Origin of the sequence: Paraburkholderia caffeinilytica (assembly GCF_051027425.1) — a bacterium.
Classification (GTDB): domain Bacteria; phylum Pseudomonadota; class Gammaproteobacteria; order Burkholderiales; family Burkholderiaceae; genus Paraburkholderia; species Paraburkholderia caffeinilytica_A.
The window spans coordinates 2,232,269-2,244,586 of sequence record NZ_CP186553.1; the positions used below are offsets into that span (position 1 = coordinate 2,232,269).

Consider the following 12,318-nt stretch of genomic DNA (forward strand, 5'->3'; position numbering starts at 1 on the left):
CTGTGAGGTGCTGGCCTGATGTCGATATCAAGCCGGAAATTCAGCCCATTCCCACGCGTCGCGCGTGGCGAGCAGTTGGGCAACCAGCCGGTAATTCATTTCATGGCTTGGCCGCAATGCGGTGACGCGGCCGAGCAAGGGCGCGCCGGCCATCGCCATGTCGCCGACCAGATCCAGCACGCGGTGTCGCACAAATTCATCGGGCACACGCATGCCGCCCAGCACACGATTGCCGACGATCGCAGCGGTGCACGACAGGCGCGCGCCCCGCAGAATCGGCATGCCGCGCACGTAGCCAGCGAGAATCGCGGGGATCGCCCATTTGACCCGTCCATATGAACGCGACGGTGCGATTTCTTCGGCAAAACTCGTCGGCGTGACCGCGCCGTCCCAGCGCAATGCGCCGAAGCCTTTCAGATCGTTGCGCACGGCCATTTCATAGGCGGCCGACGGCTCGATCGAGATACTGCGTTCGTCACGTGTGCCCTCGCCGTCGGCAATTTTCAGCACACGCAGCACACGAATAAAGCGCTTGGCATGTGGCAATTCGGTGCGTCCGCAGACTCGGATCGCGTCGATCCACGGCTGTGCGCTGCCGTCCAGAATCGGTACTTCTTCGGCATCCAGTTCGACGGTCGCGCGATCGATTTCGCAGGTCAGCAGCGACGCCAGCAGATGCTCGACGGTACGCACACGGATGCCATCGGTGCTTTCGAGCATCGTGCAAAGCGGCTGGCCGCGCCGCAACGCCGGGCTCACCGCGAACTCGGCCAGCACGCCGGCGCCCTGCATCCGCCGGAACACGATGCCGCGCGGACTATCGGTGTCGCCGGGGAGAATTCGCACGTTCACGCGCCGCCCGGTATGCAGGCCGTGACCGCTTAACGCCAGCGGTCGCGCGAGCGTTCCTTCGCTGCGGCTCCAACCTGCGGGCACGTTCATCAGACGAGCTCCGTCGCGGCTTGTGCCGGGAGCGGCGTTGCCGTGCCGGGTTGCCCCGACAACGCATCGGCAACGTCGGCCAGCGCATGCGTGTCGACATCGATCGCATGTTGCGCGACGAACGTCGCCACCTGAGCCGCGGCGCCGTTCGGTTCCGCCGTCTCGTTCTGCGTCTGGATCGATTCGACGATCCGCTGCGCCAGCGAATGCACCGTTGCGCCTTCGGCCATCGTCATGATCGACAGCTTGACCTGGAAGCTCTCTTCGACAGCCATGCCGAGTTCCATGCCCATCAGCGAATCCATGCCCATGTCGAGAATCGAGCGGCCGGTTTCGATTTTTTCCGGCGACATGTGCAGAATGCGCGCGATCTGGGCCTGCAAGGTTTCCGCGACCAGTTGCAACGCATCCGCGAAGGGCAGTCCGAGAATCTGGTCACGCATCTGCGCGCCGCCCTGACGTGCCGGCTCGTGACTGCCGCGCGCATGCATGTCCGTGTAGCGACGGGCGCGCGCGGCCGGCATGCCTAGCGAAAGCGCTTGCCAGTCGAGCCGCACCACGGCTTCACCCACGTTCATCTCGACGATCGCGCGTTCCAGCGCCGCGAGCGCTTCGGCCGACGTGATCGACAGGCCGCCGATGCGTGCCTGCAGCGCTTCGCGGGTCTCCGCGTTACGTGCGAGGAAGCCGACGTCGTCCAACGGGCCCCACGCCATGTAGGTACCCGGCAAACCGGCCGCGCGGCGTTGCGCAACCAGCGCTTCGAGGAAGGTATTGGCCGCCACATAGCTCGACTGTCCCGGATTGCCGAGGAAAGTCGTCGCCGATGAATAGACCACGAAGAAGTCGAGTTTCGTGCCACGCGTGGCGCGATGCAGGTTCCAGGCACCCGCCAGCTTCGGCGCGAGCACTGCGGCGAAACGCGCGTCGTCGAGATTGCGCACGAGGCCGTCGTCGATCACCATCGCCGAATGCAGCACGCCCTTGAGCGGCGCGCCGCGCGTGGCGATGTCGGCGAGCAGCGTGTCGAGCGCGGTTGCGTCGGTGACGTCGCAGGCTGCCGTGTGTACCTGTGTGCCATTTTCTTCGCGCCAACGCGCGGCTTCCGCGGCGAGTTCCGGTGCGAGCGTGCCCGAACGGCTCGCGAGCGTGAGATGGCGTGCGCCGCACGATCTCATCCAGCGCGCGGTGGCGAAGCCGAGTCCACCCGTGCCGCCGACGATCAGATACGCCGCTTTCGGATCGAGTTGCAGCGCTTCCGCGCCATCCGTTGCACGCGACGGACTCGGCGTGCCGGCCGGATAGGTCACGAGAATCTTGCCGATCTGACGCGCCTGCTGCATGTGCCGGAATGCTTCCTCGACGCGTTCGGCCGGGAACGCGCGATACGGCAACGGATGCAGCACGCCATCCGCAAACAGTTGCATGACCTCTTCGAACAGACGCGCGGTCAGGTCCGGCAAGGCGCTCATCAACTGGTCGGCATCGATGCCGAAATAGCTGATGTTGTTGCGGAACGGCCGCAGGCCAATACGGCTGTTCTCGTAGAAGTCGCGCTTGCCGAGTTCGAGGAAGCGGCCGAACGGACGCAGCGTGTCAATGCTGCGCACCATCGCCTCACCGGCCAGCGAATTGAGCACGATATCGACGCCCGCACCTTGCGTGCGCTCGCGGATTTCATCCGCAAATGCAAGGCTTCGCGAATCGAACACGTGGTCGGCGCCGAGCAGGCGCACGAATTCACGCTTCTCGCGGCTGCCGGCGGTCGCGAAAACTTCCGCGCCCAGGTGGCGCGCGAGCTGGATCGCCGCGATCCCCACGCCGCCCGCCGCGCCATGCACCAGCACGCGTTCGCCGCGGCGCAGCCGCGCCAACTCGCACAGCGCGTAGTACGCCGTGAAGAACGTGGTCGGCACCGTGGCCGCTTCTTCGAACGTGAGACGCTCGGGCTTGCGCGCGATGGCCTCGGCCTTCGTACGTACATGGCTCGAGAAGGACGCCGGCGCGAAACCGAGTACCGCGTCGCCCGGCGCGAAACGCCGCACGTTACGGCCAACGCGCACGACGCGCCCCGACAGTTCCATGCCGATCGTCGCGCCGGCAAAACCGTTTTCGACAGCCTCGTCGGACAGCAAACCCATCGCGTACATCACGTCGCGGAAATTGAGCCCGGTCGCGACCGGCTCGATTTCGACTTCATCGGCGGCGAGTTCGTGTTGCGCGAGCGCGAACCACTCGAGATTGCGCAACGAACCTGGCGAGGCGAAACCGAGCACCGCGGCTTCGTTTTGCGGACGTACCGCGGCGGATCCGCTGCGCAATGCGGCACTCGCCGCCGGCAACATGCGCGGCACGTAGCGGCCGTGCGACGTGAGCAGCACTTCTTCTTCACCGTCGGACGAAAGCAGTTCACGCGCCAACTCGGCGCCTGCATCGCGGCACGCCGGAGACAGGTCGATCAAACGGCACGCCAATTCCGGATGTTCATTGGCCAGCACACGGCCAAGCCCCCACATCGCCGCTTGCTCAGGGCGCAGCGTCGCGGCATCGGCGAATGGGGTGGCGACCGGCGCACCGCCGCGCGTCACGATCCACAATTGCGGCTGCATCACGCCGGCAACAGCGGCGAGGTCCCGCACCAGTTGCGCCAACGCGAGCGTGGTTTGCTGCTGCACGCGCATGACTTCCGCGCCGTCCGCATCGGCGGAGAGCGCGTGATCCGGCGCGATGAATACGACGTGATGTGGACGCCCTGCCGGCGCTTGCAGCTTGCTCATGTCATGACGCAATGCCGTAAGCGTGCTGCTCGACGTCGTATGGCCGGCGGCCTGCAAGGCAGCGGCCAAAGTCGCATCGACCGCGGTTTCCGTTGCGACCAGCAAGGACCAATGCGCTGACGGCGTCTGCGCTTCGCTCACGTTGCCGGCCGACACGCCCATACGCGGCTCGCGCGCGACGATCAGCGTCGGTGCGCCTTCGAGATCCAGGCCCTGTTCCGTATGCCGTGCGATCTGTTCGAAGCCGGCTTCTTCGAGGTGTTTCGTCAACGCCACCGGCGACAGCCATGCCGCGCGGCGCGCGTTGGCGTGCGCGGCGTCCGCGTCGAGATCGAACACGATATCGGCGAAGCGGCTATTGCGCGGCTCCGCGATCACCACCAGCGCGCCCGGCGCAAGCCAGCCGCGCAGCGCCGCGAGCAGCGCGCGCGGTTCGGTCTGTGCGGCCAGCACGTGGCTTGCCACGACGATGTCGTAACGCTCGCCGGCGTCGATTCCAGACAGACGCGGCGCATCGCCGAACTCGATGTTCGCGATACGGATGGACGGATGCTCGCTCGCGTCGAAGCCGCTCAACTGCTCATGCGTGCCTGCAATCGTGTAGTCGCAACGCGATACCGGCACGTGAATCGCGAGCGGTTGAAGCACGTCGCTCAAGGGCGAATCGAGTTCGAGCACGCGCAGGCGGCGCGGTTCGCTCCACCCTTCGATCGCGCGATGCAGACAGGCGCCGGTCAACGCATTGACATGCGCCCACGTCGGCGAAGCTTCAAAGAAATGTTCGACCAGGCTGCTGCGCGACGGCGGCAGGATCTGCGCGCCGCTCACTTCGCCGCGCAACACGGCAGGCAGCGCCGCGCCACAATGCGCGAGCAGCGTCAGTTCGGCCACGTGCGCGGGCGATTGCGCAAGCAGGTCGCGCCACAGTTCGTCGATGCCCGGCAGCATCTCGCAGGCCGCTGCCTCTCGCACGAGACGCGTGCCGTCGCGCTGCACCAGCCCGTCTTCCACGACGATTTGCACGAGACGCGCCAGCAGGGCTGGATGCGCACAGTCCGGCAGCGTCGCGTGGGCAAAAACGTTCATCGCGTCGAGCGCATTCAATGCGTAAGCGCTTGCGAGCACGTCGAGCAGCGGCAGCATTTCAGTCAGGTGTGACTGCCGGCGCAGATGATCTTCCTGTGTCGCCAATGCCCCGATGCCATCTTCGAGTAGTGCGGCCGGTTCGGGCAACATGTGTGCGTCGAGGTCGGCGGCAAGCGGCCTGGCTTCGGCGATATACGCGTAACGTGCCGGCGCATGCTGGCGACGCCCCATCAGATCGACGCGGCGGAAACGGCACGCGCCGAGCCGCGCGACGATCGCGCCATGTTCGTCGGCGAATTCGAACGATGCCACCACCGAATGCGGACTGCGCCGTTCGATGCGGGCGACCACGTAGCGAATCGCGTCGCCGCGCAGATAGTCGACACGTCCGATCTGCACCGGCACATAGGCTGCGTGTTCGATCTCCGCCTGATCCGCCGACGCGAGCAAGGCGAACAGCGGATGGAAACCGCTGTCCATCAAGGCCGGATGAAGCGCATAGGCGCTCAGTGCGGCTTCGGTTTGCGCGAGTACGGCGGGGACTTCCACTTCGGCAAGCGCAATGTCGGCGTCCGCATCGACGTGCACCGCGCGCACCCATTGGAATGCCGGGCCGTAGCTCAGGCCGATCGCGGTGGTGTTGGCATACAGCGTTGCGCCGGACATGGCCGGCCGCGCGAACAATTCGGCGAGCGTGGTGGCCGGCAGCGTGCTCGCGCCGTCTTCCGCGCCCAGCGCGCAACCGCTCGCCAGCAAACGGCCGGTGACGTTGAGCGACCACGCTTCGTCGGACATGCGGTCGCGTGTTTCGATCGTGAAGCTCGCGGTGCGCACGTCGACGGTGAAGCGGAACAGCTTGGAATGCTGCGGCTGGAATACGACCGGCAGACGGATTTCGAGGTTCTCGACCGCGCAGTCCGGTGTGCCGAAATGCACGCGCGCGGCCGCCAGCGCCATTTCGACGTAGCCTGCGCCCGGGAACGCCACGCCGCCATCCACCACGTGATCGGCCAGCATGGGCAAGCCGGCCGGATCGAGCTGATTTTCCCAGGCGAGCGCGTGCTCGCCAAGACGGTAGCCCAACAACGGATGTTCGCGGCGGCGATTGACCAGGTTGTACGCCTCGGCGGTCGGGCCGAGCCAATAGTGTTCGTGCTGCCACGGATAGGACGGCAGCGCCACGCGCGTGCTCATTGGCGCAAAACGTTCGGCGTCGACGCGCGCACCGTTTGCGAGCATCGCGTAGATCGCGTGGTGAAGCATCTGCGCGCTGTCGTGATTGCGCTTGAGCGTCGCCAGCGAGCGGCCGCTGATGCGGGCCTCGTCGAGCGTTTGCGTCACATAGCTGCGCAGAATCGAATGCGGGCCGACTTCGAGGAACAGGCGCACGCCCGTCCGGGCGATCTGCGCAACGGCGTCGCCGAAACGCACCGGTTCGCGGATATTGCGCCACCAGTAGTGCGCATCGAGTTCGGTGCCCGCGAGTTCAGCGCCTGTGACGGTCGAAACGAAGCTGCGCGTGGCGGCATTCGGCGCGAGATCCGCGAGGCCCTGCAGCACGCTGGGCTCGATCGGGTCCATCTGACGGCTGTGGAACGCGTAGTCCAGTTCCAGCATCTGGAAGAAACGGCCGCTTTCCTTCACTGCCGCTTCCAGCACCTGCAACGCGCCGAGCGGGCCGGCCAGCGTGACCGCCTGCGGGCTGTTGACACCGGCCACTTCCACCTCGGTATCCACGCCGAGTTGCGCCATCAGCGCGCGCATGGCGGCTTCGCCGAGTCCGGCGGCGGCCATGCGGCCCGTGCCGCGCGTGCTTGCCTGAGCGCGGCTGCGAATCTTGATTACATCGACAGCCTGCGCCAGCGTCAGCGCACCCGACGCCCACGCCGCGGCAACTTCGCCGACGCTGTGGCCGAGGCACACGTCATAGCCGACGCCGCGTGCTTCAATGACGCGCACCACACCCACCTGGATCGCGAACAGCAGCGGCTGCGCATGTTCGGTGGCTTGCAGCGTGACGGCAGTGACGCCTTCGCGCAGCACCTCGACCAGCGAGGCGCTGCCGTCGGCGCGCCACAGCGCGTCGAGTTCGTCGAGCGCGGCACGGAACACCGGTTCCTGTTCGAGCAATTGCTTGCCCATGCCGGCCCACTGCGAGCCGTTGCCGGAGAACACCAGGGCGAGACGGGTATCGTCGCCCGGCGCTTCGCCCTGCACGAAGGCCGGCTCCGTGCGATCCCGCGCCGGGTCGGCGAGTGAGGCCAGTGCGGTGCGCGCCTCGGCTCGTGTCGCCGGCGCGATGATCGCGCGATGCTTGAGCCATTGGCGGCGATGCGCCGCGTTCGATGCCAGGGTGTTCCACGGCGTGCCGTCGTCGAGCATCGACAGATAGCGGGCGGCCAGCGCGGGCAGCGCGGCTGCGGTGCGCGTCGAGAGAATCAGCGGCGACAGTGCCCGGGGGTCTTTTCCGCTTCGCGCGGTAGTGACGACTAGCGGCGCTTCCCGCAACACGACGTGCGCATTGGTGCCGCCAAAACCGAACGAATTGACGCCGATCACCAGCGGCTCCGTGCCGCCATCGAGCGAAGTCAGCCGGTCCACGACACGCAGGCGGCCGCCGACGAAATCGATCGCCGGATTCGGCGTTTCGAAGTGCAAGGTTTTCGGCACAGCGCGGTGCTTCAGGCAGAGAATCGCCTTCATCAGCCCCGCCATACCCGAAGCCGTTTCGAGGTGGCCGACGTTGGTTTTCACGGAACCGATCAGCAACGGCTGATCGACCGGACGCCCGGCCGATGCGACTTCCATCAAGGCGCGCGCTTCGATCGGATCGCCGACCGCCGTGCCCGTACCGTGTGCCTCGACATAGGCGAGCGAGCGTGGATCGACACCTGCGCGTTCGTAGACCGTGCGCAGCAATGCCGCTTGCGTCGCCGCGCCCGGCACGCTGATCCCGCCTTGCGAGTAGCCGTCCGAGTTGACGCCCGAACCGGCGATCACGGCGTGAATCGTGTCGCCATCCGCCAGCGCGCGCTCGAGTGTCTTGAGCATCACCAGCGCGCCGCCTTCCGAACGCACGTAACCGTCGCCGGTCGCGTCGAACGCGCGGCAACGCCCGCGGGGCGACAGCATCGACGCTTTCGAGAACGTCACGAAACCGAACGGATGCAGAAGCAGATTTACGCCGCCTGCGAGCGCCATTTCGGCGTCGCCCGAATGCAACGCCTGACACGCCTGATGCAAGGCGACCAGCGACGACGAACACGCCGTATCGACCGATACGCTCGGTCCGCGCAGATCGAACAGATAGGACAGACGGTTGGACGCGATGCTGAGCGTATTTCCGGTAGCCGAATACGGATCCACCGCGTTCAGGTCGTCGACGAAACGATTGCCGTAGTCCGGGCTCGCGACGCCGATATAGACCGCGCAATTGCTGCCTTCCATGTCGCGCGGACGCACGCCCGCGTCTTCGAAGGTTTCCCATGCGAGTTCGAGCAACAGGCGCTGCTGCGGGTCCATCTGTTGCGCTTCGCGCGGCGAAATGCCGAAAAAGGCGGCGTCGAAACCGGCCACGTCGTCGAGCACGCCGGCTGAGAATGTGTAGCTCTTGCCCGCTTCGCGCTTGGACGGGTGCTGATAGAACTCCGTGCCGAAACGGTCGGCCGGTACCTGCGTGACCGCATCTTTTTCGTCGCGCAGCAGCGCCCAGAAATCGTCGGGGCCCTGGACATGGCCGGGGAAGCGGCAGGCCATCCCCACAATAGCAATCGGTTTAGTCATCGTTCTGTTGTTGGGTGCAACGTGCGCGCCGGTTCACCGCTCGGCAAACCTGGTTCGAGTGCTCGAATCAGGGCGAGGCCGAGTTGCTCGGCACGCAAAGCTTCATTCGTGGCGGGCGCGTCGCCGTAATTGCGCCAGATAAAGTAATCGCTGCGAGCCGGCTCACAGCCGAGTTCGCCGAATACGCGCGGCAGTGCCGGCACGTGATCGCCGTAAAAACACAGCACCGTGTCGCGCCGGCGTGCGCGCAGTGCGGCGAGCAGCCGGCCGAGCATCGCGTCGGCGTTGGCAAGGTGGCGCAGATACGCGGTCAGATCGCGCCAGCGCGCGTCGTCGCCCAGCGTGTGAAACGCGGCGCCCTCGCCTGCCTGCACCGGTTCGAGGTGCAGCGGACCGTGGTTTTCCATCGTCATCGCGAAGATGAAGGCGGGCTTGTCGCGCGGTTCGTCCAGCGCCCGGATGATCGACTCGGCCACCGCCATATCGGCGACGTAGGGGCCGGCGCGTGGGGCATCGGCGAACGATTCGATGTCCAGAAAGCGGTCGATCTGAAGATGCCTGAAGGCGCGCTCACGGCCGAAGAAATCCGCGTAGTACGGGTGAATCGCCCGGGTCTGATAGCCGCCGTGTTTGAACCACGAGGCGAGCGATGCACAGGCCCGGCGCACGAACGCATACGGATAGAAGCGCGCATAACCGAGTTGCGCGCCTTCGACGCCGGTCAGGACCGCGAACTCCGTGCGCATGGTATTGGCGCCCCACGCCGGGACGGTCAGTTCGCCGTGCTGGACGGACTCGCGGCGCGCGGTGTCGAAGTGATGCAGGATGGCCGGGGCGATCGATTCGGTGAGGCGACGGGCGTCAAAGAACGATTCGCTCTGGATCAGGATCACGTCGGGCGTCGAACGTGGCGTGCCTGAGGCAAACGGACCAGCGGCGAGTGCGTCGCGCAACTGGCGCGGCGTGGCCGGCTTCATGCCGTTCAACAGATAGGCGACGAAAACCGCGAAAAAGCCATGACGCTTCTGATCGTCGGATGGATTCAGTGTGAGCGGCAGACGTGCGGCGAGCAGATAGCCGGCGGCGAGACAAGCGGCGGCAGCGACGGCGATAGCCCCGATTGGCCTGCCGGCCATCGGTGTGTCCACAACGAAACCGCCGATCACCACCGCGATACCGACGACGATCGCCACGACCGTGCCTAAGCTGAGAAACGGCAAGTACAAACGGGGATGCGCGAACAGCTGGCTGAACAGGCTCAGATCCGTGAAGACAAACGGCTCGCGCAGCGACGCATATTTGGCATTACTCACGCCGGCAAGCAGCGCGACCAGCGCGATGGCGACAAATGCGGAAAATCTGATGCGCCCGGTGACCAGCAACAGGCACAGACAAACGAACACGATTGCAGCGACGTGCAAAGCAAAGGCAACCGGCGAACGGCGCAACGACGCGCGCGGCACCGCGATCGCTTCCGGCAGAAGCGCGAGGCCAGCGGCGACCGTGAAGCTGAGCGCGAGCGTCGTTTCCAATCAGCGCTCCTCGCGGGGCAAATAGGACAGCCCGCCCAGAATTGCATCGGCCATGACCACCGGCAGCAACGGCAGAAGACGCATGCCGAACGCAAGCAAACCGGGGAACGCGATTTCGGCGCGGCCTGCGTTCAGTTTGCGCTGGATGTGCTCTGCGGCTTTGTCGGCCGACCAGAGGAACGGCTTGTCGCCGGGGAAAACGTCGCTCATGGCCGTCTTCACGAAGCCGGGTAAGACGATCGACATGCGGATGCCGTCGCGCGACAGGATCGGGCGGACGGAATCGCCGTAGGCTTTGATGGCCGCCTTGCTGGCGCAGTAGGCCGGCGAAATGGCCATGCCGCGCAAGGCGGCGAGCGAGCTGATCAGCGCGATCTGGCCGCTGCGGCGCGGGCGCATGCGGGCGATAACCGGCAGGACCGCGTGCATCGCGCCGTAGAAATTGGTGTCGACGATCGCGGCGGTGCGCGCCAGCTCTTCCCAGTCCTGGGCGGACGCGAGCGTGCTGGCCGCGCCGGCGTTGGCGATCAGGAGGTCGATGGGGTGAGTGTCGTCGAATTGGTGCAGCCAGGATTGCATGGCCGGCGCTTCGCGGACGTCGATCAGCCCCGTTTCCACCGTCGCGCCTTTTGCGCGGCAGGCGCCGGCCGATTCTTCGAGTCTTTTCCCGTCACGGCCAATGAGACCGAGCACTACACCTGGCGCCGCGTACGCCAACGCCAGCGCACGGCCGAGCCCCGCACTGGCGCCGGTGATCACGATATGGCGCGGGGCGGCGCTAGGCATGTGCTGCCGCCTCGAGACGACGCACGGCGCCGGCGGTTGCCATGGCAATGCCGGAGCGGGTGTAGAAGTCGCCGTTGATCTGCGTGTGGTGGACGACGTAGTCCAGGAAGGCTTGATACAGATGCATGTCCGGCTGCTCGCCATGCAGCCAGAAATCGTCAAGCGAGCCTTGCCAGGTCAGACCCGGCATGCTGTAGATCGCCGTGCCGAGCGCGATCAACGGACGGCGGTGATGCAGCGCCGACAAGCCGACCGTGCTATTCACCACCACGGCGCCGCGTGCGTGATCGAGAAGCGTCGGCAGATGACCGGCGTCGATGAAACGCAGGCGATCCGCGATACCGAGCTCGCGTGCAAGCTGCTCGGCATGACGGCGGTAGTCGATCAGGCCGGTGTCGAGGGGATGGTTTTTGATCACGAGCCAGCTATCGGCCGGGGCGTGCAGCGCAAACGACCTGACTACTTTCGTGATTGCTTCGCGCACGCCGTCGAACGGCGAATGGACGACGATCTGCGCGTCCGAGTTCAGTTGCAGCGGGAAGATGTAATACGCGTGGCCGGCTTCGAGCAGATCGCGCGTGACATTATCGGAATCGCGATGATGCTGGCGTTGACGCAATGCGCGCACGGCAAGCCCCGAGTATTCGAAAAAACCGTTTCTCGGACGATGGCTGCGGTAATGCGGGAAACGCGTGGCGAATAATGTGTTGGCGCCGCGATAGCGAATGTCGTGGAAGGCGCGTTCGTAGAGGTTGTAGCCAGTGGGCTGCCCTGCCGGGCTCGGCGGCGTGACACGGCGTTGATCCCGATACCACGCGGGGTCACGGGGTAATTGCGAACGGCCGTTTACACCGTGTTTTTCCAGTGTCAGCCAGTGCGGGCGAACATAGCCTTCTTCGAAGACGTGAACGCGCATCCCATTAGCTTGCGCAACAGGATGCATATAACGATGAATTTCGCGGCAGTCGCCGAACATTATGACGTCGGTAAAGCTGCTTGCTTTCACTCGATTGACATACCAATCTGTTAAATCGCTCGCTTGACCACGGAAATTCCACGCATCGCCATTACCGGCGTATGCCAGATCGCCACCACAGAAATTAACTCGGCGTACCGCGTGACCACGCTCGCGCAGTGCAGTGGCAAGTCGGCTAAAGAACGGGGAAGCCGTGCCTTGCAGGGCGAGAAAGGAACGGTGCATGTTGGAACGTCGAAAAGCGGCCCGGGCTCTACCGATAGAACGCCGAACCCATGCGCTCTTCCCCCGAAGACCTTGGAATCGTTTGAATAGTTGCTGCTGGTCTTAAGCAAGGATCGAAGAATACAACATTACGCGATGAAAAATAAGAAACACTAGGAAAAATTAAGAAATTTGTTGGAATGACACGAAGGTCGATGGCGCCGGGATTATC

Annotated in this window: 5 protein-coding genes; all 5 read right to left on the minus strand. The window is 65.2% G+C overall.

Annotation, left to right across the window (positions count from 1 at the left end):
• Positions 1-27 precede the first annotated feature (27 nt).
• From ACOSV0_RS30405 to ACOSV0_RS30425, 5 genes are read right to left on the minus strand one after another with little or no spacing between them, the layout of a single operon-like run.
• On the minus strand, positions 28-942 hold the full coding sequence (locus tag ACOSV0_RS30405) for a UDP-3-O-acyl N-acetylglycosamine deacetylase (protein ID WP_434110942.1): 915 nt from the start codon (positions 940-942) through the stop codon (positions 28-30).
• Complete coding sequence (locus tag ACOSV0_RS30410) at positions 942-8,588, minus strand: SDR family NAD(P)-dependent oxidoreductase (protein WP_434110944.1); 7,647 nt, start codon at positions 8,586-8,588, stop codon at positions 942-944. Before ACOSV0_RS30410 ends, ACOSV0_RS30405 begins: the two co-directional genes overlap by 1 nt.
• Positions 8,585-10,120, minus strand: coding sequence for an LTA synthase family protein (locus ACOSV0_RS30415; protein ID WP_434110946.1), 1,536 nt, complete (start codon positions 10,118-10,120; stop codon positions 8,585-8,587). The genes ACOSV0_RS30410 and ACOSV0_RS30415 overlap by 4 nt, the downstream gene beginning before the upstream one ends.
• Positions 10,121-10,906, minus strand: coding sequence for an SDR family NAD(P)-dependent oxidoreductase (locus ACOSV0_RS30420; RefSeq protein ID WP_434110948.1), 786 nt, complete (start codon positions 10,904-10,906; stop codon positions 10,121-10,123).
• Positions 10,899-12,107: a capsule biosynthesis protein gene (locus ACOSV0_RS30425; RefSeq protein WP_434110950.1), complete on the minus strand. Its 1,209-nt coding sequence runs from the start codon at positions 12,105-12,107 to the stop codon at positions 10,899-10,901. The genes ACOSV0_RS30420 and ACOSV0_RS30425 overlap by 8 nt, the downstream gene beginning before the upstream one ends.
• Positions 12,108-12,318: the final 211 nt, after the last annotated feature.

Coding starts and splice junctions, on each gene's coding strand:
- ACOSV0_RS30425 (WP_434110950.1), bottom strand. CDS start 12,107: ATGCACCGTTCCTTTCTCGCCCTGCAAGGCACGGCTTCCCCGTTCTTT.
- ACOSV0_RS30405 (WP_434110942.1), bottom strand. CDS start 942: ATGAACGTGCCCGCAGGTTGGAGCCGCAGCGAAGGAACGCTCGCGCGA.
- ACOSV0_RS30410 (WP_434110944.1), bottom strand. CDS start 8,588: ATGACTAAACCGATTGCTATTGTGGGGATGGCCTGCCGCTTCCCCGGC.
- ACOSV0_RS30420 (WP_434110948.1), bottom strand. CDS start 10,906: ATGCCTAGCGCCGCCCCGCGCCATATCGTGATCACCGGCGCCAGTGCG.